At 72.1% G+C, this 24,460-nt stretch carries 19 protein-coding genes; 12 read left to right on the top strand and 7 right to left on the bottom strand.

Going from position 1 to position 24,460, the window contains the following annotated elements:
* Positions 1-644: 644 nt before the first annotated feature.
* From ICC28_RS37160 to ICC28_RS37175, 3 genes are all read right to left on the bottom strand, one after another.
* Positions 645-1,574, bottom strand: a complete 930-nt coding sequence (locus ICC28_RS37160; RefSeq protein WP_188293266.1) for a hypothetical protein — start codon at positions 1,572-1,574, stop codon at positions 645-647.
* Between the two features lie 359 nt (positions 1,575-1,933).
* Positions 1,934-2,125, bottom strand: coding sequence for a hypothetical protein (locus tag ICC28_RS37170; protein WP_188293268.1), 192 nt, complete (start codon positions 2,123-2,125; stop codon positions 1,934-1,936).
* A 216-nt stretch (positions 2,126-2,341) separates the two neighbouring features.
* A complete protein-coding gene (locus ICC28_RS37175) occupies positions 2,342-5,329 on the bottom strand; it encodes an AfsR/SARP family transcriptional regulator (RefSeq protein WP_188293335.1) in 2,988 nt (995 codons plus the stop codon).
* 180 nt (positions 5,330-5,509) lie between these two features.
* Here ICC28_RS37175 and ICC28_RS37180 point away from each other — a divergent pair, with 180 nt between their 5' ends.
* The 6 genes from ICC28_RS37180 to ICC28_RS37205 all read left to right on the top strand — a co-directional run bounded on the left by ICC28_RS37180 (position 5,510) and on the right by ICC28_RS37205 (position 12,939).
* The gene (locus ICC28_RS37180) at positions 5,510-6,751 is read left to right on the top strand and encodes an amidohydrolase family protein (RefSeq protein WP_188293269.1); all 1,242 of its coding nucleotides are present in this window, start codon (positions 5,510-5,512) and stop codon (positions 6,749-6,751) included.
* Positions 6,748-7,662, top strand: coding sequence for a TIGR03619 family F420-dependent LLM class oxidoreductase (locus ICC28_RS37185; protein ID WP_188293270.1), 915 nt, complete (start codon positions 6,748-6,750; stop codon positions 7,660-7,662). The genes ICC28_RS37180 and ICC28_RS37185 overlap by 4 nt, the downstream gene beginning before the upstream one ends.
* Positions 7,663-7,670: 8 nt before the next feature.
* A complete protein-coding gene (locus tag ICC28_RS37190) occupies positions 7,671-8,441 on the top strand; it encodes an SDR family NAD(P)-dependent oxidoreductase (RefSeq protein WP_188293271.1) in 771 nt (256 codons plus the stop codon).
* Between the two features lie 85 nt (positions 8,442-8,526).
* On the top strand, positions 8,527-9,645 hold the full coding sequence (locus tag ICC28_RS37195; RefSeq protein ID WP_188293272.1) for an LLM class flavin-dependent oxidoreductase: 1,119 nt from the start codon (positions 8,527-8,529) through the stop codon (positions 9,643-9,645).
* Between the two features lie 118 nt (positions 9,646-9,763).
* Positions 9,764-11,497 carry an N-acyl-D-amino-acid deacylase family protein gene (locus tag ICC28_RS37200; protein WP_188293273.1) on the top strand — a complete coding sequence of 578 codons (1,734 nt, stop codon included), beginning with the start codon at positions 9,764-9,766 and terminating at the stop codon, positions 11,495-11,497.
* Positions 11,494-12,939, top strand: a complete 1,446-nt coding sequence (locus ICC28_RS37205) for an aldehyde dehydrogenase family protein (protein WP_188293274.1) — start codon at positions 11,494-11,496, stop codon at positions 12,937-12,939. The genes ICC28_RS37200 and ICC28_RS37205 overlap by 4 nt, the downstream gene beginning before the upstream one ends.
* Before the next feature lie 12 nt (positions 12,940-12,951).
* On the opposite strand, the gene ICC28_RS37210 is transcribed toward ICC28_RS37205, so the two are convergent.
* The gene (locus ICC28_RS37210) at positions 12,952-13,251 is read right to left on the bottom strand and encodes a type II toxin-antitoxin system PemK/MazF family toxin (RefSeq protein WP_188293275.1); all 300 of its coding nucleotides are present in this window, start codon (positions 13,249-13,251) and stop codon (positions 12,952-12,954) included.
* On the bottom strand, positions 13,248-13,478 hold the full coding sequence (locus ICC28_RS37215) for a hypothetical protein (protein ID WP_188293276.1): 231 nt from the start codon (positions 13,476-13,478) through the stop codon (positions 13,248-13,250). The genes ICC28_RS37210 and ICC28_RS37215 overlap by 4 nt, the downstream gene beginning before the upstream one ends.
* Before the next feature lie 127 nt (positions 13,479-13,605).
* On the opposite strand from ICC28_RS37215, the gene ICC28_RS37220 reads away from it, so the two are divergent.
* The gene (locus tag ICC28_RS37220) at positions 13,606-14,424 is read left to right on the top strand and encodes an endonuclease/exonuclease/phosphatase family protein (RefSeq protein ID WP_188293277.1); all 819 of its coding nucleotides are present in this window, start codon (positions 13,606-13,608) and stop codon (positions 14,422-14,424) included.
* A gap of 136 nt (positions 14,425-14,560) precedes the next feature.
* Here the strand turns inward: ICC28_RS37220 and ICC28_RS37225 are convergent, their stop codons facing one another.
* A complete protein-coding gene (locus tag ICC28_RS37225) occupies positions 14,561-16,078 on the bottom strand; it encodes a CehA/McbA family metallohydrolase (protein ID WP_188293336.1) in 1,518 nt (505 codons plus the stop codon).
* A gap of 6 nt (positions 16,079-16,084) precedes the next feature.
* Between ICC28_RS37225 and ICC28_RS37230 the strand changes: the two genes are divergently transcribed.
* From ICC28_RS37230 to ICC28_RS37245, 4 genes are all read left to right on the top strand, one after another.
* Entirely contained in the window at positions 16,085-16,930 is an 846-nt protein-coding gene (locus tag ICC28_RS37230; protein WP_188293278.1) for an LLM class F420-dependent oxidoreductase, read from the top strand.
* Positions 16,931-17,009: 79 nt separating this feature from the next.
* Positions 17,010-19,595, top strand: a complete 2,586-nt coding sequence (locus ICC28_RS37235) for a bifunctional FO biosynthesis protein CofGH (RefSeq protein ID WP_188293279.1) — start codon at positions 17,010-17,012, stop codon at positions 19,593-19,595.
* 131 nt (positions 19,596-19,726) lie between these two features.
* Positions 19,727-20,290 (top strand): hypothetical protein, encoded by a 564-nt coding sequence (locus ICC28_RS37240; protein ID WP_188293280.1) that lies wholly within the window; start codon positions 19,727-19,729, stop codon positions 20,288-20,290.
* A 20-nt stretch (positions 20,291-20,310) separates the two neighbouring features.
* Positions 20,311-20,520, top strand: a complete 210-nt coding sequence (locus ICC28_RS37245) for a hypothetical protein (RefSeq protein ID WP_188293281.1) — start codon at positions 20,311-20,313, stop codon at positions 20,518-20,520.
* Here the strand turns inward: ICC28_RS37245 and ICC28_RS37250 are convergent.
* Complete coding sequence (locus tag ICC28_RS37250) at positions 20,517-21,014, bottom strand: DUF2165 domain-containing protein (RefSeq protein WP_188293282.1); 498 nt, start codon at positions 21,012-21,014, stop codon at positions 20,517-20,519. The genes ICC28_RS37245 and ICC28_RS37250 overlap by 4 nt on opposite strands.
* 81 nt (positions 21,015-21,095) lie before the next feature.
* Here ICC28_RS37250 and ICC28_RS37255 point away from each other — a divergent pair, with 81 nt between their 5' ends.
* On the top strand, positions 21,096-23,525 hold the full coding sequence (locus ICC28_RS37255) for a tetratricopeptide repeat protein (protein WP_223190515.1): 2,430 nt from the start codon (positions 21,096-21,098) through the stop codon (positions 23,523-23,525).
* Positions 23,526-24,460: the final 935 nt, after the last annotated feature.

Raw genomic sequence — 24,460 nt, forward strand, 5'->3', positions numbered from 1 at the left:
AGTCCCTTGCACCACCCCCCTCGGTCGTTCGCCGCTGGGCTGACCCGGCGTGCCGCCCTTCTGCTGCCGCGCCTCCCACCCGTGGGCCGTTCGCCGCTGGGCCAGCCCGGCTGCCACCATCCTCCTGCCGCGCCCCCCACCCACTCACCGCTCGCCGCTAAGCCCACCCGGCGTGCCGCCCCCCTGCTGCCGCGCCTCCACTCACCGGCCGTTCGCCGCTAAGCCCACCCGGCGTGCCGCCCCCCTGCTGCCGCGCCTCCACTCACCGGCCGTTCGCCGCTAAGCCCGCCCGGTGTGCCACCACCTTCCTGCCGCGCCCCCCACTCACCAACCGCTCGCCGCTATGCCCACCCGGCGTGCTGGCGAGGCGAGACCGCGCCCCCGACCCCGGCCCGCCCCGCAAGCCGCCCCAGGGCCCACCCCGGCCCGGCCACCCGCTCTCCCCGGGCCGCCCGCACGCTTCTCCCCCGTGCTGGAGCGAGCCGAGTCAAGGGTGGGCCGCAGGCCCATCGGCGCAGCCGACGCGGAGCGCAGCGCAGCGCCCTTTACTCGGGTCGCGGAAGCGCGACACTGGTCAAGAAGCGGGCGGCCCCGACGGTCACTGGAAAACGGGGGTCAGTTGACGTACTTCGCTTCGGCAAGGGTCATGATCTGGGGGCGCCCAGCGCTGAAAGGATCTCCCTGATCATCCGGGCGGGGCGGTGGAAGACGTCCTCGGCGGTGAAGCGCAGGAGGCTGCGGATCTCCGAGCACCGCATGACCTGGTTGAAGCGGTCCACGTCCCGGCGATGGGCATCCCGGGTGCCGTGGTAGGCGTAGCCCTCGATCTCGACGGCCAGTCCCTCGGCGCGGAAGAGGAAGTCGAGGTAGAGGCGGCGCCCGTCGGGAGTGAGCAACTCAGCCTGGGATTCCGGGTGGAGGCCGACGTCGTACATGCGCAGACGGGCGATGGTCTCGGCCGGCGATCCGGAGCGCGGCTCGCTCGTGCCCAGTCGGTTCTGCCCCCGTACTTTCCCCTGCAGCGGTGCCTCCAGCGCGGCGGCGACCGCGTCGAGGCGGGTCAGCGGGGCACGCCGTACGCCGTTCACGCGGCGGTAGGTGAGCGCGGATTCCAGGGCGACGATCGCGACGTCCCGTGGTCCGCTTCGCAGCAGGTCGGCGAGCGTTCGCGGCGGGTTGGTGACCCGCAGTCCGTTGCGCACGGCGACGTCAGCCTCGTCGAGGGGGATCCGGTACACCCGTACGCCCCTGCCCTCCCGGCGGAGGCCGAGCTCGGGGTCCACGAACTCCAGCGCCGCGCCGTCGAGAGAGGTGAGCGTCTCGATGCGCCAGAGCCCGGCCGCCGACAGATGGCTTACGACGAGCTGCGGATGCAGGAGCTGTACGGCCCGTAGATGGGTGGCGAAGCCTGCGGCATGCCCTGGCTGGACCCAGGCCCCGGCCCGCAGCCTGGTCCACCCCTCCCTGCGGACCGCCCGCGTCAGGCTCCGCCGGGGCCACCCGGCATCGAGGGCACGGGAGCTGAGCAGCACCCCTCCCTGCGCGAGCTCCCGCAACGCCTTCCGTTCCGCCATGCACCTCAAGATCCCAGAGCTGGCGGCTCTCCGGATTTGCCTGTGGAAAACGCAGCCCTGCCGGTGTCGGGATGTGGAATTGGCAGATTTGGGCCAGCTGAGGTGCCAAACAGGAGGCCACTTGTGGCAGCGGTGGTCCAGGTCAGGGGGCGGAAGAGGAGTACGGGGCTGTCTGCGGGGTTCGTTGAGTCGCGGACGGCCGGTGTGACGAAGCTGTGGGTCACTTCGTGACGATGGTGATGTGCGTGTTCTGCGGGGTCACCGGCATGGCATTTGTCGGCCGGTACCTGCCTTTGACACGCCGCGGCCGCGGCGGCTCCCCCTCCGCGCCGCCGCGGCCGATCCCCGTGGGATGAGGCTTACTTGTTGCCGTCGCGGCCCAGGGCGGGCGGGGCGGGCATGGCGTTGTCCATCGTCGTGATGGCTTCCTTGGCGGGCTCGCTGGGCATCGCGTTGTCGAGCGTGGTGATCGTCTCGTCAGTGGCCGTGGGCTCACTGGGCATCGCGTTGTCCTGGGTGGTGGCGTTCGAGTCCTTCTTCTGGTCGCTCATGGCTTGAGTTCCTCTGCAGTGGTGACGAGTGAGGAACACCCGCCCGGAAGCTCCCCCGAGGGCCGCCGGACGGGCGTTCGGAGCCGCACACTAGCCGGTTGGGCTCCTGGTCGAACCGTCTGCCCCCCGACGCGACGGTCTGACACGCAAGAGAGTGCCGGGCCGCGATAAACAAATGCTGAACGCCTGCGACGGCCAGGTCGTCAGAGGCATCGGTCACGCCGCTGACGCGGGCGTGAGAAGGGCACGTACGGTGTCCGTCTCCGGGGCGTTGTTCTGCTCGTAGAGGTTGAGCGCCTCGCGCCAGCAGGCTTTGGCCCGGTCCGGCTGTCCCAGCTTCGCGAGCGCTCGGCCGAGAAGCGTCAGCACGTTCCCTCGCATGCGGTCACCGCCGATGCACCCCAGTGCGAGGGATTGCTCGGCGTGCTGGGCCGCTTGCGCCGGACGGTCGGCAGCGAGGTGGACCTGTGCCATGCGGAAGTTGGTCGTTCCCTCCCAGAGCCGTTGGCGATGCTCGCTGAAGATGCACAAGGCGTCGGAGAACTCGCTGAGTGCCTCGGCATGGCGACTGGCCTGCGTCAGCGCGACACCCAGGGCAAAATGGCTGTTGGCGAGACGCACAGTGCGGCCGATTTCGCTGTGCGCAGCGAGGCCGCGCTCCGCGATCTCAACTGCCTTGGCGACGTTGCCCATCCCCAAATAGGCCCGTGACAGGTTGCCCAAACTGGTTGCTTCGAAGGGGCGATTCCCGGCGGCTCGTAGTCCTTCAAGCGCTTGGTGGAAGAAGACCTTGCCGGCCGCGAACCGGCCCTGATGCAGGCAGATGAGCCCTCGGTTGTTGGCTACCCAGCTGACTGCGGTGGAGTCCTGCTCTGACCCTGCCAAGTCCATGGCGACCCGAGCCTCCTCCTCCGCCTGCTGGATACGGCCGGAGACAAGAAGGACGTCTGTGAGAACCGTCCGTGCGCGTCCCTCCGCCCGCTTGTCTCCCGCGGTGCTGGTGGCGTCGCATGTTGCTCTCGCTGTCGTCTCGTACTGGTGGGAGTTCGCCCCCGACTCGGTGAGGTCTTTTGCTGCCCAAAGGAGGTCGACAGCCCGACGCAACCTGTCTGTCCCCGCGGCCTGGCGCACGCACGCCAGTAGGGGGCCTGCTTCGGTGTAAAGCCAGTCCAACGCCTCGGTGCCCTCGGTGAACCGCAGCCCCGGATACTTTGTGGTCTCCAGGTCGTCGACTAGGCGATCCCCTGGTCGTTCGATCGCGTATACCCTCGCCGTCGTCGCCAAGTAGAAGTCCAGCAGCCGAGAAAGCGCCGCCCCCCTCTCCTCCGGCGTCCCTTCATCCCGCTCCGCACAAGCCCGCGCATAAAGCCGGACCAAGTCGTGGAACCGGTACCGCCCGGGCGCCGCCGACTCCAGCAGCGACGTATCGACGAGGGACTCCAGCAAGTCCTCCGTCTCCTCGACCCCCAGGTCCAGTACCGCGGCCGCCGCCGCCAGCGAAATATCCGGCCCGTCCGCCAAGCCCAACAACCGAAACGCCCGAGCCTGCGCCGGCTCCAGTTGCCCGTACCCCAGCTCGAAGGTGGCCTTGACCGCCAGGTCGCCGGCCTGGAGTTCGTCCAGGCGGCGGCGTTCGTCGGCCAGCTTGGCGGCCAGTACGGACACGGTCCACGTCCGCCGGGCGGCCAGGCGCGACGCCGCGATCCGGATGGCCAGGGGCAGGAAGCCGCAGGCTGCTACGACGTCCAGGGCGGCCTCCCGCTCGGAGGCCACGCGTTCCTCGCCCACGATCTTGGTGAAGAGGGCGAGGGCCTCGTCGGGGGACATCACGTCCAGGTCCACCAGGTGGGCGCCGGCGAGGTCCACCATGCGTACCCGGGAGGTGACCAGCGCCGCGCAGCCCGAGGTGCCCGGGAGGAGGGGGCGCACCTGGGCGGCGTCGCGGGCGTTGTCCAGCAGGACCAGGACCCGTCGGCCGTCGAGGACCGAGCGGTACAGCGCCGCCCGTTCCTCCAGGGAGTCCGGGATCGCCGAGTCCGCCGTGCCGAGGGCGCGCAGGAAGGAGCCCAGGACCGTCTCCGGTTCCGCGGCACGGGAGCCGGCGCCTTGCAGGTCGACGTACAGCTGGCCGTCCGGGAAGGCGGAGCGGGCCTGGTGGGCGACGTGGACCGCCAGCGTGGTCTTGCCCACGCCGCCGATTCCGGCGAGAGCGGAGACGGCCATTACCCGGCCCTCGGCCGAGGCCAGTACCTCGCTCAGCTCGGACACGAAGGACGAGCGGCCCGTGAAGTCGGGTACCGTCGCCGGGAGTTGTGCCGGGCGGACCGGGACCACCGGTGGTTCGGCGAGCGGGGCCGAGGGTTCCGCCAGGCCCGGGTCCGCTTGCAGGATGCGCTGCTGGAGTTCCCTCAACCCCGGCCGCGGATCCACCCCCAACTCGTCGGCCAGCAGGCGCCGCGTGTCCGCGTAGACCGCGAGGGCCTCCGCCTGGCGGCCGCTGCGGTACAGGGCCAGCATCAGCAGCTCCCGCAGCCGCTCTCGTAGCGGGTGGGCCGCGGTCAGCGCGGTCAGTTCCGAGACCGCCTCCGCGTGGCAGCCCTGCTCCAGGTCCATGTCCAGGCGGGATTCCAGGAGCTGGAGGCGCCACTCCTCCAGGCGGACGCGCTGCGCCTCCGCGTACGGGCCGGGGACCCCCGCCAGCGGTTCGCCGTCCCACAGGGCCAGCGCACGGTTGAGGGTTTCGCGGGCGTGGGCCAGGTCGCCGGTGCCGCGTGCCTTCTCCGCCTCCGTCGCCAGTTCCTGGGCCTGGGCCAGGTCCAGGGCGCCGTCGCGCAGGCCCCGGACCGCGTATCCGCCCGACTCGCTGACCAGGACGTCGGGGTCCAGCGCCTTCCGCAGCCTCGACGCGTACGTCCGTACCGCCGCCAGCGCCTGCGAGGGGGGTTCCTCGCCCCACAGGGCGTCGATCAGCTCGGCCGCCGTCGCCGTACGGCCCTCGCGGAGCAGCAGGGCGGCCAGCAGGGCGCGTTGTTGGGGGGAGCCGGTGTTGAGGAGTTCGTCGTCGCGCCAGGCGCGCACCGGGCCGAGCACGCCGAAGCGCAGCGCGGTCGACCCCTGTGCGTGCGAGTCCGAGCCCGAGCCCGAGTGCGACTGCGCGTGCGAGCCCGGACGCTTCTGCTCCGGCACACGCGGTACTCCGTCCATCGCCGTCCCCCTGCAGAACGTCATGACAACCAGGCCAGTTTGCCTTGTTCATGGCGGATGCGTCAGCCGTGGGAGACCGCGGTCACAGGCGGACGTGCGGGATACCACCATCCCCTCACAATCCCTCCGCACACCCTCGCGGAGCTGACGGATCGTCAGATCGGCGCTACCGTCACCGGCATGGAGACCAATCCGAGCCCGCGCACGGGCTTCCCGCTGATCATCTCCGTCGACGACCACACGGTCGAGCCGCCGAACGTCTGGCAGGACCGGCTCCCGAAGAAGTACCTGGACACCGGGCCCCGCATCGTCCGGGCCCCGCTGAAGGAGATGTCCTTCCTCGGCGGGCGCTTCAGCCCCGTGATGGGCACACCGGGGAGCGACGACGGCCCCATCGGCGACTGGTGGGTCTACGAGGACCTCCACCGTCCCCTCACCCGCCTCGACACCGCCGTCGGCTACAGCAGGGACGAGATCAAGCTCGAAGTCATCACCTACGAGCAGATGCGGCCCGGTTCGTACGACGTTCCCGCCCGCCTCGCCGACATGGACGTCAACCACGTCCAGTCCGCCCTCTGCTTCCCCACCTTCCCCCGCTTCTGCGGCCAGACCTTCACCGAGGCGAGCGACCACGAGCTGGCGCTGCTGTGCATCCGGGCCTACAACGACTGGATGGTGGAGGAGTGGTGCGGGCCCGACGCGCACGGCCGTCTCATACCCCTCACCCTCATCCCCCTCTGGGACGCCGAGCTCGCCGCCGCCGAAGTGCGCCGCAACGCCGCCCGCGGCGTCCGTGCCGTCGCCTTCTCCGAGATACCCCCGCACCTCGGGCTCCCCTCCGTGCACACCGACGACTGGGACCCCTTCCTCGCCGCCTGCGACGAGACCGGCACGGTCGTCGCGATGCACATCGGCTCCAGCAGCCGGATGCCCTCCACCTCCAAGGACGCGCCGCCCGCCGTCGGTTCCACCATCACCTTCGCCAACTGCTGTTTCTCGATGGTCGACTGGCTGATGAGCGGCAAGTTCGAGCGCTTCCCGAACCTGAAGGTGATGTACGCGGAGGGGCAGATCGGATGGATCCCGTACATCCTTGAGCGCGCCGACGTCGTCTGGGAGGAGAACCGCGGCTGGGGCGGCGTGGCCGACAAGGTGCACCGGCCGCCGTCCGAGCTCTTCGCCGAGCACGTCTACGGCTGCTTCTTCGACGACGCCTTCGGGCTCAGGAACCTGGACGCCATCGGACTCGCCAACGTCCTCTACGAGACCGACTACCCGCACTCCGACTCCACCTGGCCGAAGTCGAGGGAGGTCGGCGAGGCGCAGATGGGGCACCTGGAGGCGGAGGTGGTCGAGAGGATCGTCCGCGGCAACGCCATCGAGCTGCTCCGGCTCAGCCCCGAGGGGCTCTGGTCACCGTGAAGTACGGCATCCAGCTCCCCGTCCAGTCCCAGTCCACCCTCTACGCCGAGCCGTGGGAGGCCGCCGCCGGACCCGACGACCTCCTGCACGTCGCCCGCGCCGCCGACCGCGCCGGTTTCCACTACCTCGCCTCCTGCGACCACGTCGCCGTCCCGCGCCGCCTCGCGCCCGCGATGAGCACGGTCTGGTACGACCCCGTCGCCACCCTCGCCTACCTCGCCGCCGCCACCGAACGCATACGGCTGCTGAGCCATGTCGCCGTCGTGGGACTGCGGCACCCCCTCCTCACCGCCAAGCAGTACGCGACCCTCGACCACCTCTCCGGCGGACGGCTGGTCCTCGGGGTGGGCGCCGGGCACGTGGAGGAGGAGTTCAGGGCGCTGGGCGTCGACTTCGAGCGGCGCGGGGCCGTGCTCGACGAGTCGATCGACGCGCTGCGGGCCTCGCTCGGTCCCGAGGAATTCCCCGAGCACCACGGCAAGTTGTACGACTTCGAAGGGCTCGGCCAGCGGCCCCGCCCCGCGCAGGAACACGTGCCCCTCTGGGTCGGCGGATCCTCCCCCGCCGCCGTGCGCCGGGCCGCCCTCAAGGGGGACGGCTGGCTGCCGCAGGGCGACCCCCGGGAACGGCTGCCCGAGCAGATCGCCCGGATCGGGCGTCTGCGCGAACAGGCGGGCATCGAGGGGCCGTTCGTCATCGGCGCCATCACCGAGCCGCTGTACGTCGGCGACCCCGGATGGCACGTCGGCCGACGCACGATCAGTGGGGCGCCGGAGAGGATCGCCGAGTCGCTGCGGGCGTACCGCGCGATGGGCGTGGACCAGATCCAGGTGCGGTTCCGCAGCCGGAGCCGCGCCGAACTCACCGACCAGATGGCGGCATTCGGCGCCGAGGTGGCGCCGCGGCTCTGAGGAGGGACATGGGCAAGCTGGACGGACGCGTCGTCCTGGTCACCGGGGCGGCGCGCGGGCAGGGGGAGCAGGAGGCGCGGCTGTTCCGGGAGGAGGGCGCCGAGGTCGTCGTGGCGGATGTGCTCGACGAGCAGGGGCGGGCGCTCGCCGAGGAGATCGGGGCGCTGTATGTCCACCTCGACGTCGGCGAGGAACAGCAGTGGCAGTCCGCCGTGACGGCGGCCAAGGACGCCTACGGCCGTCTCGACGGGCTGGTGAACAACGCCGGCATCCTGCGCTTCAACACCCTCGTCGACACACCCCTCGACGAGTTCATGCAGGTCGTCCGGGTCAACCAGGTCGGCTGCTTCCTCGGGATCAAGTCCGCGGCCCCGGAGCTGGAGGACGGCGGCACGATCGTGAACACCGCCTCGTACACCGGGATGACCGGTATGGCGGCCGTGGGCGCGTACGCGGCCAGCAAGCACGCCGTGCTCGGGCTGACCAGGGTCGCCGCGCTGGAGCTGGCGCCCCGCGGGATACGGGTCAACGCCGTCTGTCCGGGCGCGATCGACACCGCCATGTCCAACCCGGCGCACCTGGACCCCGCGGCCGACTCCGAGGGCACCGCGCGGGCCCTGGACGGGCTGTACCGCAAGCTCGTGCCGCTGGGGCGGATCGGGCGGCCGGAGGAGGTGGCGCGGCTGGCCCTCTTCCTGACCTGTGCGGACTCCTCGTACATCACCGGGCAGCCGTTCGTCATCGACGGGGGCTGGCTGGCGGGCGTCTCCGTCATCTGACTGTCCGTCAGCTATTGACGACCCCAGCGGCCGGTGCCAATCTGACGATCCGTCAGTTAACTGAAACCGGGGACGGTGAACCTCCGTGGAATTCGGGCTCTTTGTACAGGGGTACGTGGGCAAACGCGCCGAGACCGACCCGCTCGCCGAGCACAAGGCGCTGATGGAGGAGACCGAGTACGTCATCCAGGCCGACAAGTCCGGCTTCAAGTACGCCTGGGCCTCCGAGCACCACTTCCTGGAGGAGTACTCGCACCTCTCCGCGAACGACGTCTTCCTCGGCTACCTCGCACACGCCACCGAGCGGATCCACCTCGGCTCCGGCATCTTCAACCCCCTCGCCCAGGTCAACCACCCGGTCAAGGTCGCCGAGAAGGTCGCCATGCTCGACCACCTCAGCGGCAACCGCTTCGAGTTCGGCAGCGGACGCGGCGCCGGTTCGCACGAGATCCTCGGCTTCCTGCCCGGCATCACCGACATGAACCACACCAAGGAGATCTGGGAAGAGACCATCGCCGAGTTCCCCAAGATGTGGCTCCAGGACGAGTACGCCGGATTCCAGGGCAAGCACTGGTCACTGCCGCCGCGCAAGGTGCTGCCCAAGCCGTACGGCCCCTCGCACCCCGCCATGTGGTACGCGGCCGGCTCGCCCCCCTCGTACGCCATGGCCGCGAAGAAGGGGCTCGGGGTGCTGGGGTTCAGCGTGCAGAAGGTCTCCGACATGGAGTGGGTGCTGGAGCAGTACAAGACCGCGATCGTGGACGCCGAGCCGATCGGGGACTTCGTCAACGACAACGTGATGGTGACCACGACGGCGATCTGCGCGCCCACGCATGACGAGGCCGTGCGGATCGCCGTGAGCGGCGGGCTGCACTACCTGCCCTCGCTGGTGTTCCGGTACCACGACACGTTTCCTCGGCCCGAGGGGTTCCCGGTGTGGCCGGAGACGCTGCCCGAGTACACCGAGGAGTTCGTCGAGGTCCTCATCGAGGAGGAGCTGCTGATCTGCGGGGATCCGGACGAGGTGCTCACGCAGTGCAAGCGGTGGGAGCAGGCCGGGGCGGACCAGTTGAGCTTCGGGCTGCCGGTGGGGGTGCCGAAGGAGGAGACGTTGCAGACGATTCGGCTGATCGGGGAGCACGTGATTCCGAAGATCGACACGGATCCTGTGCATCGGACTTCGCGGTTCCGGGGGGTTGGCTGAGGTGCGTTGGCGGGTGCGGGTTCGTGGGGGCTGGTCGCGCCCACGCGGCGGAGCCGCACATCGACACAGCCCCGCGCCCCTAGACAAGCCATAGCTCCCCATCTCAGGAGGTGAACCCATGCTCGATCACGTCATCAAAGGGGCGTCCGTCGTTGATGGGACCGGTGCGCCCGCCTATACCGCCGACGTGGGTATCCGGGAAGGGCGGGTCGCGGTGATCGCTCCCGGCGTCACCGAGCCCTCCCGCTCCTCCGAGGACGCCTCCGGCCTCGTCCTCGCCCCGGGCTTCGTAGATCCGCACACGCACTACGACGCCCAGCTGTTCTGGGACCCGTACGCCACCCCCTCCCTCAACCACGGGGTGACCACCGTCGCCGCCGGGAACTGCGGGTTCACCCTGGCGCCGCTGAACCCCGACCGCCCCGAGGACGCCGACTACACGCGGCGGATGATGTCCAAGGTCGAGGGCATGTCGCTGGTGGCGCTGGAGGAGGGGGCGCCCTGGAACTGGCACGGGTTCGGGGAGTACCTGGACGCGCTGGAGGGGCGGATCGCCGTCAACGCCGGGTTCATGGTGGGGCACTGTGCGCTGCGGCGGTACGTGATGGGCCCCGACGCCGTCGGCGGGCAGCCCGGCGAGGAGCAACTGGCCGCGATGGTGCGGCTGTTGCACGAGGCGATGGACGCCGGTGCCTGGGGGTTCTCCACCACGCAGTCCTCCACGCACTCCGACGGGGACGGGCAGCCCGTCGCCTCCCGGCACGCCCGGCCCGAGGAGCTGCTCGCGCTGTCGCGGGCCGTCGGGGAGCACGAGGGGACGCAGATCGAGGCGATCGTGGCCGGGTGCCTCGACCAGTTCAGCGACGCGGAGATCGAGCTGTTCGCGGAGATGAGCGCGGCGGCGGGACGGCCGCTGAACTGGAACGTACTGACCGTCGACGCGGCCGTCCCCGAACGCGTGCCCCGGCAACTGCTCGCCGGCGAGCGGGCCAGGAAGGCGGGCGGCCGGGTCGTCGCCCTGACCATGCCGATCCTCACGCCGATGAACATGTCGCTGGGCACCTTCTGCGCGCTGAACCTGATACCCGGCTGGGGGCCGATTCTGGGGCTTCCCGTGCCCGAGCGCATCGAGAAACTCCGCGACCCCGGCGTCCGCGCCGAGATGCTGCGGCACGCCGAGTCCAAGGAGGCCGGTGTCTTCCGGCGGCTCGCGGACTTCGGGCGGTACGTCATCGGCGACACGTACAGCGAGGCGAACCGGGGGCTGAGCGGGCGCGTGGTGCGGGACATCGCGCGGGAGCGGGGACAGGACCCCTTCGCCTGCCTGGTGGACATCTGCGCCCACGACGAGCTGCGGACCGTGCTGTGGCCGATGCCGACGGACAACGACCCGGCGTCCTGGGCGCTGCGCGCGCAGACCTGGAGCCACGAGGACGTGCTGCTGGGCGGCTCGGACGCCGGGGCGCACCTGGACCGCATGTGCGGGGCGCCGTACACGACCCGCTTCCTCGGGGACTGTCTGCGGGGCCGGAAGCTGGTGGGGCTCGAGCAGGCGGTGCGGATGCTGACGGACGACCCGGCGCGGCTGTTCGGACTGCGCGAGCGGGGGCGGATCCAGGAGGGCTTCCATGCGGATCTCGTGCTCTTCGACCCGGAGCGGATCGACGCGGGCACGGCCACCCTGGTGCACGACCTGCCGGGTGACAGTCCGCGGCTGGACTCCAAGGCCCTCGGGGTGCGTGCCGTGTGGGTCAACGGGGTCGAGGCGATCCGGGACGACGTGGTGACGGGGACGGTGCCGGGGCGGGTGCTGCGGTCCGGGCGGGACACGCGGACGGTGAGCACCCGGTGAGCCGGCGGCTGTTCGTCGGCGGCTCCTGGGTGGTGCCGGAGCACGGGCACTACGAGGTGGTCGACCCGGCGACCGAGGGGACCGTCGGGTGGGCCCCGGAAGCCTCGCGGGATCAGGTGTACGCGGCCTGCGCCGCGGCCCGCGAGGCCCTCGGGCCCTGGTCGCGCACGCCCCCCGAGGAACGGGCGGCGATCCTCGCCCGGGCGGCGGACACCGTACGGGAGCGGCTGGTGCCGTACGCGGAGCTGGCGCAGGCCGAGACCGGGGCGACGACGGCGACCGCCCGCGCCCTGCAGGTCGGGGTGGCCGCGGCCCGGTTCCGGCGCTACGCGCGCGTGGAGAGCGCCGAGTGGGCGATCCCGCCGCAGATCAACGAGGCCGGGGTGATGGGGAAGGCCGCGGTGATGGGGGCGCTCGCCGTGCGCCAGCCCGTCGGGGTCGTCGCCTGCGTCACCTCGTACAACAACCCGTGGGCCAACGCGGCGGGCAAGGTCGCCCCGGCGCTGGCCATGGGCAACACCGTGGTGGTGAAACCGGCCCCGCAGGATCCCCTGTCCGTCTACCGGATGGCGGAGGCGCTGGAGGCGGCGGGCGTGCCGCGGGGGGTCGTGAACGTGGTCTCCGGGACCTCGGTGGAGCTGGGCGAGGCGCTGGTCGGCTGCGCCGACGTCGACATGGTCAGCTTCACCGGCTCCACGGCGGTCGGGCGGCGGATCGCCGAGGTGTGCGGGCGCGACATGCGACGGCAGCTGATGGAGCTGGGCGGAAAGGGCGCGGCCCTCGTCTTCGACGACGCCGACCTCGGCTCGGCGGTGGCGGGCATCGGGACGACGTTCTCCTTCTACAGCGGCCAGATCTGCACGGCCCCGACCCGGGTGCTGGCCCAGCGGGGCGTGTACGAGCGGCTGGTCGAGCGGCTGGCCGCGTACGCGGGGCGGCTGAAGGTCGGCGACCCGCGCGAGCCGGACACGGTCGTCGGGCCGGTGATCTCGGCCGCGCACCGGGAGCGCGTGGAGGCGTACGTCGAACTGGGCCGCAAGGAGGGCGCGACGATCGTCGCGGGCGGCGAGCGGCCGCCCCTGGAGAAGGGCTTCCACGTCGCTCCGACGCTGCTCGCCGACTGCTCCAACGACATGCGGGTGGCCCGCGAGGAGATCTTCGGCCCGGTGGTGTGCGTGATCCCCTTCGACGACGAGGAGGAGGGCATCGCCCTGGCCAACGACTCCGACTACGGCCTCATCGACTACGTCTGGTCCGGCGACGTGGCCCGCGCCTTCCGCGTGGCCCGACGGCTGCGGGCGGGCGGGGTCGGCGTGAACACCGTGGGCCGGAACATGGAGGCACCGTTCGGCGGCTTCAAGGCCAGCGGCGTCGGCCGCGACGTCGGCTCCTACGCGCTGCACGCCTACAGCGAGGTACAGGCGATCGTGTGGCCGGGGTGAGGGGGGCGGCGGCTACAGGTCGAACGCGGCACGGAGGCCGATCTCGACGGCTTCCATGACGCGCTGGTCCACCGGCCCCAGGTCCTGAGCGAAGCGCGGTTCGGACAGTGTGCGGAACTCGCCGAGCACGACGGTGCCGGTCGAGGGCGAGGCTACGGGGATGTCGACGAGTGTGGCCTCACGTACTTGCTGGGGGTACAGCAGTACGCAGGTGGCGCACTTGTTCTGCGCGTTGAGCGCGTCGGACGAGACCACCAGGACGTGCGCGGGGCCTCCGGCGAAGTTCACTTGATAGACGTGCCCACGCTTCACCGGCCTGCCACCCGGCCCCACCGCTCCAGGGTCTCCTCCTCGGTCTCGTCCGGCTTGCCGACCGTCGTCACGATTCCGGCTTCGGCGCGCAGTCGCGCGGATCGTTCCAGCTCCTCGGCGAGCATCTGCTGGCGCAGTATGCGCGCCGTGTAGGCCGAGGCGTTGCCCTTCGACTTCACGAAGGCGGCGACCTCGTCGGGCAGGCTCATCGTCATGTTCACCGTCATGCGAGCATCATACGACCGTCATGCGGGCTGGGTGGCGCATTCGAGTTCACGCACGTTTCGCGCTCCGGCCCACGCGTGGCGGCCCGGGGCCCCTTTAATGGTGCCCTGAGCGAGGGGCGGGTGGTCCGTGCGCGTCGTGACCTGGAATCTGTGGTGGCGGTTCGGCCCCTGGCGTGAGCGGCAGAAGGCGATCCTGGCCGTGCTGCGGGAGCTGCGGCCCGACGTGGTGGGTCTGCAGGAGGTGTGGGCCGCCGACGGCGAGAACCTCGCCGAGTGGCTCGCCGGGGCCCTCGGCATGCACTGCGCCTGGGCCCCGTCCCCGGCCCCCGAACGCTGGCGGCGGCGCATCGACGACCCGACCGCCGACATCGGCACCGCCGTGCTCAGCCGCTGGCCGGTCACCGAGCGGGACGTCCTGCGGCTACCGGCACCGGACGATCTGGACGACGGCCGACTGGCCCTGTACGCGCGCCTGGCGCGTCCCGGAGGCCCCGTCCCCTTCTTCACCACGCACTTCACCTCGGCCCTGCACGCCTCCGCCGTGCGGTGCCAACAGGCCGCCGCCCTCGCCGAGTTCGTCGCGGCACACCGGCACGGCACCGGCTTCCCGCCCGTCGTCACCGGCGACTTCAACGCCCGGCCCGACTCCGACGAGATCCGCCTCTTCAGCGGCACCCGCACCGCGCCCGCCGTCCCCGGCCAGGTCTTCTTCGACGCCTGGGAGTACGCCGACCCGGCCGCCCCCTCCGCCACCTGGGACACCACCAACCCGTACGTCCACGCAGGCCTCGGCCCGAGCGTCCGCGTCGACTACGTCCTCGTCGGCGCACCGGCCGGCCCGGAGGGGGAGGGGACGGTGCTGGACGTACGCCGTGCCGGTCACGGTCCGGCGAACGGTGTATGGCCGTCCGACCACGCGGCGGTGGTGGCGGACCTGGAGGGGTGAGCCACGGCCCGCACCGCCGTCCATCCCGCGGGCCGGTGGGAGCTGGTCGCGCAGTTCCCCGCGCCCCTTCGAGGCGCTCACCCCAAGCAGGCGGTGCCGGGCCGCGCGACCCACCCCACGCCAACCCCGCACCGCCTCACCCGCCGAGGAAGATCGGGTTCGTGAACGCGGCCGGCGCCCCCGGCAGTGGGCCTATCGCTGTCTCGTGCCGCAACTCCGCCCGCACGTAAGCCGCGTAGGACGGCGTGGTCCGCCACTCGACCACCCCCGCTCCCGACACCGGCAGCGGTGCGCTCGTGAACAGTGCGCCCTGGTCGGTCACGAAGCGGACCGTGCAGCGCGGGGCGCCCGTGGCCTCCAGGCGGACGGTGACCGGGGTGTCCGCCGCGGTCTCCAACCGGCCGCCGATGCCCGCCTGTTCGCCGTGCTCGTCCGATGCCGTGAAGGCCAGGGAGACGTGCCGCGACTCGGCCACGTACGAACGCCCCGCCCGGATCCCCTCCAGGATCGCCTCCCGGGTCAGGTCGTCGGCGAGGACGACTGTCTGCGGGGTGCCGACCGGGTCGGGATCCCGGTGGGCGTCGCTGTTGCCCATCGCCGGGATCCAGTCACGGCCGTCCCGTACGGAGGCGACGAGCATGCTGTCCCAGTGGGCCAGCGCCATCTCGTCGTCGGGCGTGCAGGCGCCGTTCCACACCTCGACCGCGTCCGCCTCGCCGTAGCCGAACTTCCAGTTGCAGCCGATGCAGGGGGCGTGCGGATGCGCCGGTACGACCAGGCCGCCCGCCCGCCGGATCTGCCGTGCGAACCGGCCGAAGCGGTGGTCGCGGGCCCGGTAGCGCCAGTCGACGAACGTGCCGGGATCGGTGCCCAGCGCCACGACGTGACCGTTCCGGGTGGTGACCTCCTCGCCCAGCAGCACCAGCAGGTCGTCGCCCGCCACGTCCGCCCAATGGGCGTGCGCGGACTGGGTGTTGTGCTCGGAGCTGTTGATGAAGTCCAGGCCCGCGGCCCGCGCGAGCGCGCCGATCTCGGCCGGGGTGCGTCGGCCGTCGGAGTACCAGGAGTGCAGGTGGCAGTCCCCGCGGTACCAGTCCCGGCCCCGCCCCCGGGCCCGCTGCGGCGGGTACACCGGCTCGGCGACGGCGCCCTGGTCGCCGTAGGAGAGCGTGACCGTCAGCTCGTAGGCCAGGCCCTGCGGGGCGACCGTGTACGGGCCGAGCGCGAGGTGCCAGGTGCCCTCGGGCAGCGGGCCCGGGAGGTACCCGGGCGTCGCGTCGTCGGCGCGGACGAAGAACTCGGTGCGCGCGCCGCCCGACCAGCCCCGGAAGCCCTTGCCGCCGAGGTCGGTGCCCCGTTCGTCGAAGAGGCCGATGTCGAGGGCGTTGCCCGGGGTGCCGGGCGGGACGGCGGGCCGGTCGTAGGTGTAGGAGACCCTGATCTCCCTTACGCCGTCCGGGACTTCGAGGGGTACGTACACGTAGTCGGGGGAGCCGGTGGGCAGCGTGCCTCGGATCGTGCGCGTCTCCGGGTCGAGGGTCACGCCTCCAACGTAGGCGCGGCGGCGGCTCCCGTCACGCCCCCGGGGAGCCGTCGGAAGTCGGCAGGTGCCGACCGGTCGGTATCGACTTCCTTCCCCGGGCGCGGTACAGATGCGGACATGCGTATCGCTGCCACGATCTTCCTCACCGACGAGACGATCACCCCCACCCGGCTCGCCCGCGAACTGGAGCAGCGCGGGTTCGCCGGGCTCTACCTGCCCGAACACACCCACATCCCCGTCGAGCGGACCAGCCCGTACCCGGCGGGCGGCGAGCTGCCGCCCGAGTACGCCCGCACCCTCGACCCCTTCGTCGCCCTCGGCCAGGCCGCCGCGGTCACCGAGCGGCTCGGCCTCGGCACCGGCATCACGCTGGTCGCACAGCACGACCCGATCGACCTCGCCAAGCAGATCGCCACCCTCGACCACCTCTCCCACGGCCGCTTCACCCTCGGCGTCGGCTTCGGCTGGAACGTGGAGGAGGCAGCCGACCACGGCGTGGAGTGGCGCACGCGGCGCGAACTCGTCCGGGACCGGATGGCGCTGATGCGAGCACTCTGGGCGCAGGAACCTGCCGCGTACGAGGGGGAGTTCGGGTCGGTGCGTGCCTCGTACGCGTACCCGAAGCCGGTGCAGAAGCCGCGGGGCCCGGTCAACGGTCCGCGCACCCTGGTCGGCGGGGCCGCAGGGCCGAAGCTGTTCGCCCACATCTGCGCGTACGCCGACGGCTGGCTGCCGATCGGCGGGCGGGGCCTGTCGGAGTCGCTGCCGGTGCTGCGTGCCGCGTGGGCGGAGGCGGGCCGGGCACCGGACGCCCTCCAGATCGTCCCGTACGCCGTCCAGCCCACGCCCGGCAAGCTGGCGCACTACGCGGATCTCGGCATCGAGGAGATCGTGGTGCAGCTGCCCGCGGCGGGGGAGGCGGAGGTGCTTCGCGTACTCGACGACTACGCCCGCTTCCAGTGACACGCTGCAACGCCCGGCGGCCGGAGAAGAACCGGGCAGCGCTTGTCCGTACTGATCAAGCCGCTCGTATGCTCGAAGGATGACGACTTCCGCGACCCCCGGAACCGGCCCGACCGAGAACTCCATGCGTCGCGCCCTCAAACGCGCCCGGGACGGCGTCGCGCTCGACGTCGCCGAGGCGGCCGTCCTGCTCCAGGCCCGCGGCGAGGCGCTCGACGACCTCGCCGCGTCGGCCGCCCGGGTGCGGGACGCGGGCCTGGAGGCGGCAGGCCGGCCGGGCGTCATCACGTACTCGAAGAGCGTCTTCATCCCCCTCACCCGGCTGTGCCGGGACAAGTGCCACTACTGCACGTTCGTCACCGTGCCGGGCAAGCTGCGCCGGGCCGGTCACGGCATGTTCATGTCCCCCGACGAGGTCCTCGACATCGCCCGCAAGGGCGCCGCCCTCGGCTGCAAGGAAGCCCTGATCACCCTCGGCGACAAGCCCGAGGACCGCTGGCCCGAGGCGCGCGAATGGCTCGACGCGCACGGCTACGACGACACCATCGCCTACGTCCGGGCGATCTCGATCCGCATCCTGGAGGAGACCGGGCTCCTGCCGCACCTGAACCCGGGCGTGATGTCGTGGACGGACTTCCAGCGCCTGAAGCCGGTCGCCCCCTCCATGGGCATGATGCTGGAGACGACCGCGACCCGGCTCTGGTCCGAGCCGGGCGGCCCGCACCACGGCTCCCCGGACAAGGAACCCGCCGTACGGCTGCGGGTGCTGGAGGACGCGGGCCGTTCGTCGGTCCCCTTCACCTCCGGGATCCTGATCGGGATCGGCGAGACCTACGAGGAGCGGGCGGAGTCGCTGTTCGGGCTGCGGAAGATCGCGCGGGCGTACCACGGCATCCAGGAACTGATCATCCAGAACTTCCGCGCCAAGCCGGACACGGCGATGCGCGGCATGCCCGACGCCGAACTCGACGAACTGGTCGCCGCCGTGGCCGTCGCCCGCCTCGTCATGGGCCCCAGCGGCTGCATCCAGGCCCCGCCGAACCTCGTCGAGGGCGAGTACGAGCGTCTCATCGGCGCCGGGATCGACGACTGGGGCGGGGTGTCCCCGCTGACCATCGACCACGTGAACCCCGAGCGCCCCTGGCCGCAGATCGAGGAGCTGACCCGGCGCTCGTCCGCCGCCGGGTTCGAGCTGCGCGAACGGCTGTGCGTGTACCCGGAGTTCGTCCGCCGGGGCGAGCCCTGGCTGGACCCGCGGCTGCGCCCGCACGTGGCGGCGCTGGCCGACCCGGCCACGGGCCTCGCCCTGCCGGACGCGGCCGTCGAGGGCCGGCCCTGGCAGGAACCGGAGGAGGCCTTCGAGGCGAGCGGCCGCACCGACCTGCACGCCACCATCGACACCGAGGGCCGCACCTCCGACCGCCGCGACGACTTCGACGAGGTCTACGGCGACTGGGGCGCCCTGCGCGAGGCGGCGGCGCCGGGCATGGCGCCGGAGCGCATCGACACCGACGTACGGGCGGCGCTGGCGACGGCGGCCGACGATCCGACGAAGCTGACGGACGAGGAGGCGCTGGCCCTGCTGCACGCGGACGGGGCCGCGCTCGACGCCCTGTGCCGGATCGCGGACGACGTCCGCAAGGCAGCCGTCGGCGAGGACGTGACGTACATCGTCACGCGGAACATCAACTTCACCAACGTCTGCTACACCGGCTGCCGCTTCTGCGCCTTCGCCCAGCGCCGGACGGACGCGGACGCGTACACGCTCTCCCTGGACCAGGTCGCCGACCGCGCCCAACAGGCCTGGGAGGTGGGCGCGGTGGAGGTCTGCATGCAGGGCGGCATCCATCCGGACCTGCCCGGGACGGCGTACTTCGACATCGCGCGGGCGGTGAAGGAGCGCGTGCCGGGGATGCATGTCCACGCCTTCTCGCCCATGGAGGTCGTGAACGGCGCGACGCGGACCGGCCTTTCGATCCGCGAGTGGCTGACGGTCGCGAAGGAGGCGGGCCTCGACTCGATCCCCGGCACCGCCGCCGAGATCCTCGACGACGAGGTCCGCTGGATCCTCACCAAGGGCAAACTGCCCACGGCCACCTGGATCGAAGTGATCACCACCGCCCACGAGCTGGGCATACGCTCGTCGTCGACGATGATGTACGGCCATGTCGACCAGCCCCGGCACTGGCTCGGCCACCTGCGCACGCTGGCGGGCATCCAGCAGCGGACGGGCGGCTTCACGGAGTTCGTGACCCTGCCGTTCATCCACACCAACGCACCGGTGTACCTGGCGGGCATCGCGCGCCCCGGCCCGACCGTCCGGGACAACCGGGCGGTGACGGCCATGGCCCGGCTCCTGCTCCACCCGTGGATCCCGAACATCCAGACAAGCTGGGTGAAACTGGGCACCGAGGGTGCCGCGGAGATGCTCCGCTCCGGCGCCAACGACCTGGGCGGCACCCTGATGGAGGAGACGATCTCCCGCATGGCGGGCTCCTCCTACGGCTCCTACAAGTCGGTGAAGGACCTGATCGCGGTGGCGGACGCGGCGGGCCGCCCGGCGAAACCCCGCACGACCCTGTACGGCGAGGTCCCCGAGGAACGGCAGCGGGCGGCGACGGCCTCCGACGGGCACTTGCCGGAGCTGCTGCCGGTGCTGGACTGAGGGGGCCGCGCGCGGTGCCGGGCGGAGGGGGCCGCACGCGGTGCCGGCCGAGAGGGCCCGTGCACGGTGCCGGACCGAGAGGGCCTGCGCACAGCAGTACGATGATCGGACCCTGTCGGTGAGCTGAGGAGATGCGTGCCGTGCCTGCCTCGAAGGTCTGGGTGACCGGTCTGACGGTGGGAGCGATAGCCGTGGTCGCCGCCCTCGCCGTACAGGCGGACCGGGGCGACAAGCCCGCCGCCGCTGCCGCCCGCCCGAGCGCCTCCGCCACCACCGGCCCCGAGCCCCAGCCCACGGAGTCCGCCGCCCCGGCCGCCGTACCGGACGGCTCGGGCGCGGGCCGCCGGATCGTCTACTCGCTCGGCCAGGACCGGGTCTGGCTGGTGGACGCGAGCGACTCCCCCCGCCGCACCTTCGCAGTGTGGCCCGGGACGGTCGACCCCGACCCCGGCACGTACACGGTCGGCACCCGGACCGAGGACCCGATCACCGGGTCCGACGGCGTGCGGATCGAACACGTGGTGTACTTCGCGGTGAAGTCCGGCGTGAACGTCGCGTTCTCCAACGCCGTGGACGGCTCCTCGCCCCCGCCCGCCGACGGGGCCCGGACCGGCGGCATCCGGATGACGACGGCGGACGGGTCGGCGCTGTGGACGTTCGGGTCGGCGGGGACGACCGTCGCGGTCGTCGAGTAGACAGCGGGGGTAACCAAAACGTGGGCGTGCTGATCCTTTCCGTACTGCTGGCGCTGGTCGTCGGCGGCTGCGTCTGCGTCGTCTGGGCGAGCCGGGGCACCGCCCCGCGCTGGGCACGCGGGGCGGCAGCCGTGACGCGGGGCGCGGGCGAGGTGGTGGCGGCGCTGGTGAAGTCCAACAAGGGGTCGAACCGGAGCGGCAGCAGCTCGGACGGCTCCTCCGTCGATTAGGACTCGGCCGTGCCCGGCAGGTGGTTCACCAGCAGCACGATCCCGCTGAACACGAACACCCGCGTCGCCGCGTCCAGCCCGTTCCAGTCCCCGGACTGCCACATCGCGAACCACTCACCGCCGATCGCGATGAACCCGGCGCCGAACAGCAGCATCACCATGAGCAGGCCGTACGTGGAGACCCGGCGGGCGCGGGCCGTGTCGTGACGGGCCCAGAGCCAGCTGCCGTAGATCAGCACGAGGGCGGCGAGGGTCTCCCAGACGATGATCGCGACGTACGCCGCATCCTGAAGTCCCTTGCTGGTGACGGCCCGCCACATCAGGTCGTCGTCCTTGAACGTCGTGTCCATCGCCAGCACGTGCCGCACGAACTGCTGGTTCGTCCCGAAGTCCGTGATGTTCCCGAAGGCCACGAGAGCCATGTAGAGCGCGACGGACGCGGTGAGGAGGAGGGCGGTGAGGCGGAGAGCGCTGCGTGGGGGTGTCGATGCCATGAGGGCCATCCTCCCCCGGGCGGGGTGCCGTGATCCACGGTGATCGAGCCAGAATGAGGCATGGCAGAGGCGCGGTTGACGATGCAGGAGCTGATTCGGCAGCGCAGGCGCGCCGGCTTCGTGGGGCGCATCGCCGAACGGGCGGCGTTCCGGCAGAACTTGGACCTCCCGCCCGAGGACGAACGGCATCGCTTCCTCTTCCACGTGCACGGCAACGCGGGGGTTGGGAAGACGTTCCTGGTACGGGAGTTGGAGCAGCTCGCCCGGGAACGGGGCGCGTTCACGGCCTACGTGGACGAGACGGTGGACAGCCTGCCCGAAACCATGGAGCTGATTAGCCGTCAGTTCCGGGACCGAGGGCGGCGGTTCAAGGAGCTGGACCGTCTGCTGGCCGCGCACCGCGAGCGACGGCACGAGGCCGAGGCGGCGGCCGCGGCCCTCGCCCCCGAGGAACCCTCGGCGACGAGCCTGACGTTGACCCGCGCCGGACTCGCGGGCCTGGGCATGGTCCCGGTGGTCGGCCCCTTCGCCGGCGCCCTCGACGCCGACCGGCTCGCCCAGGGCGCCGACCGGCTGCGGGCCGGGGTGAGCGCCCGCCTGCGCAGTCAGGAGGACGTACAACTGGTCCTGGCACCGGAGCGGGTCCTCACCCCGGTGCTGCTCGACGAACTGACGCAGGCGGCATCGGCCGTCCCCTGGATCGTCCTGTTCTTCGACACGTACGAGCGGACGGGGCCGTTCCTCGACGGCTGGCTGCACGAGGTGATGACGACCGAGCGTCACGGCACCCTCCCGGCCACCGTCGTCGTGGTGACCTCCGGACAGCGCCCCCTCGACCCCGCCCGCTGGGGCGGCTTCGCCGACTTCCTCACCCAGATGCCCCTCACGCCGTTCACGGAGGAGGAGTCGAGGGGACTGCTCGCGGCCCGGGGCGTGGTGGCCGAGCCCGTCGTCGAGGAGGTGCTGCGCCTCACGGGCGGACTCCCGGTACTGGTCTCGACCCTGGCCGAGGCCCGGCCCGCCGATCCGCAGGACGTGGGTGACCCCAGCGCCTCCGCCGTCGAGCACTTCCTCAAGTGGGAGCGGGACCCCGTCCGCCGCGCCGTCGCCCTGGCCTGCGCCCTGCCCCGCCGACTGGACGCGGACGTGTTCCGGGCGGTGGTGGAGGACGCGGGCGATGACGTGCTGTACGAGTGGCTGAGGGGGTTGCCCTTCGTCAGCGAGCGGGGGGAGTGGGCGCAGTACCACGACGTCGTACGGGCGCCGATGCTGCGGCTGCAACGCCGACGTTCGCCCCGGGGGTGGGCGGAGCGGCAGCGGCGGTTGGCGGGGGTGTTCGGGCGGTGGCTGGGGGAGGCGGAGGCCGGGTGGGGGGACCGGGAAGGGCGGGAGCTGTGGCAGGACGAGGCATGGCAGGAACTGCGGCTGGCGGAGACCTACCACCTGCTGTGCGCCGGGGAGCGGGACGCCCTTCCGGCGGCGCTGCGGGACTTCGTGGCCGCCTGTGACGCCGGGGAGACCGCCGCCGTGCGCTGGGCCCGGGCGCTCGTGGACGCCGGACAGGACGCCGACGCCCGGGACGCGGGCCGCTGGGGCAGCGACCTGACGGCCGCGCTGGCCGACGGCGGCATACCGGCGGCCCTCGCCCACCTCCTGCGCGGCGCCGTGCTCGACGTACCGGGGCAGGCCCACGCCCGGACGGTACGGGGCAACGCCCTGCGGGACACGGGCGCCCACGGGGAAGCGCTGGCCGAGTTCGACCGCGCCGTCTCCCTGGACCCCGGCCTGGCCCGCGCCTACCAGGGCCGGGCCGAGACCCACGCACGGCTGGACGACTACGACGCGGCCGTCGCCGACCTGGACCGGGCACTCGCGCTGGAACCGGGCAACGCCCTGTGGTGTGCGATCCGGGGCGAATACCACCGCATTCAGGGCCGCTACGAGGAGACGGTCCGGGACTTGGGCAGGGCCCTCGACCTCGACCCGACCCTCGACTTCGCCTGGGCCTCCCGTGGCGCGGCACACCTGCGCCACGGAGACCCGGACGCGGCCCTCCTCGACCTGAACCGTGCCCTCGAACTCAACCCGGACTACCCGTGGGCCCTCGCCCGCCGGGCCCGCGTCTGGCGCGCCCTGGGCGCCCCGGACCGCCAACTGGCCGACCTGGACCGAGCCCTCGCCGTCGACCCCGACTGGGCCTGGGGCCTGTGCGAACGCGGCGACGCGCTACGGGCAATCGGCCGCCACGACGAATCCCTGGCCGACCTCGACCGAGCCCTGACCCTGGCCCCCGAGTACGTCTCGGCCCGCGCCAGCCGAGGCGCCACACTGGCCGCCCTCGGCCGCCCCGAGGAAGCGCTGACGGACCTGAACACCGCACTGAGCCGGAACCCCTCCTACGTATGGGCCCTACTCCAGCGAGCCGCCGTCCACCGCACCCTGGGCGCCCACACGATGGCCTCCACCGACGAAGAAAACGCCGCCTGCCTGTCAGCCGACGCCACGCCATGAGGCGAGGCACCACTGGGTCGACCTCTATTGCGGGGGTGCCGTGTCTCGGTGTGGGCCGCCCGCTTCTGGGTCAGTGTCGTGCTTCCGCGACCCGAGTAAAGGGCGCTGCGCGTCGCCTTCGGCGATGGGCCTGCGGCCCACCCTTGACTCGGCTCGCTCCAGCACGTGGGTGAAGCGTGCGGGCGGCCCGGGGAGAGCGGGTGGCCGGCCGGGGTGCGCCCCGAGGCCGGTTGCGAGGTCAGGCGGGGTGGGGGCGCGGTCGCGCCTCGCCAGCACGCCGGATGGGCTTGGCGGCGAACGGTTGGTGGGTGGGCGCGGTCGCGCCTCGCCTGCACGCCGGGCCGGTTCAGCGGCGAGCGGTGGGTGGTGGTGCGCGTCGGCGGGGTGGCGGGACGCCGGGTGGGCTTGGCGGGGAGCGGTGGGTGGTGGTGCGCGTCGGCGGGGTGGCGGGACGCCGGGCGGGCTTGGCGGGGAGCTGTGAGTGGGTGGGGCGCGCCAGGTGGCGGCACGCCGGGTGGCGCTGGCGGCCTCGGCCTGTGAGTGGGGCGCGGTCGCGAATGGTGGCGGGGGAGGGCTGGCGGCGGGTGGTGCCTGGTCGGCCTCATGGGTCTCATGGGCTTCCTCAGTCACAGGACCAGCCGTAATTGGCAGATCTGGGCCAGTCGAAGGCCCCAAGAAGGCAGGTCAGCAGCAGGTCAGTAGCTCTGAGAGTGGCCCAGATCTGCCAATCACCGGCTGCCAAGTGGCCTGTGGGTCTGGTGTGACGAAGGAAGTGGCTTCCGGATCGCCTCGCCCCTTGCACCACACCACCGGCCGTTTGTCGCTGAGCTGGCCCGGCGTGCCCCCGCCCCCCTGCTGCGCCCCACCCCCCTACCGCTCGCCGCTAAGCCCACCCGGCGTGCTGGCGAGGTGCGACCGCGCCCCTCCACCCCGCC

The organism is Streptomyces sp. TRM68416, from assembly GCF_014596915.1.
In the GTDB taxonomy this organism is placed as follows: domain Bacteria; phylum Actinomycetota; class Actinomycetes; order Streptomycetales; family Streptomycetaceae; genus Streptomyces.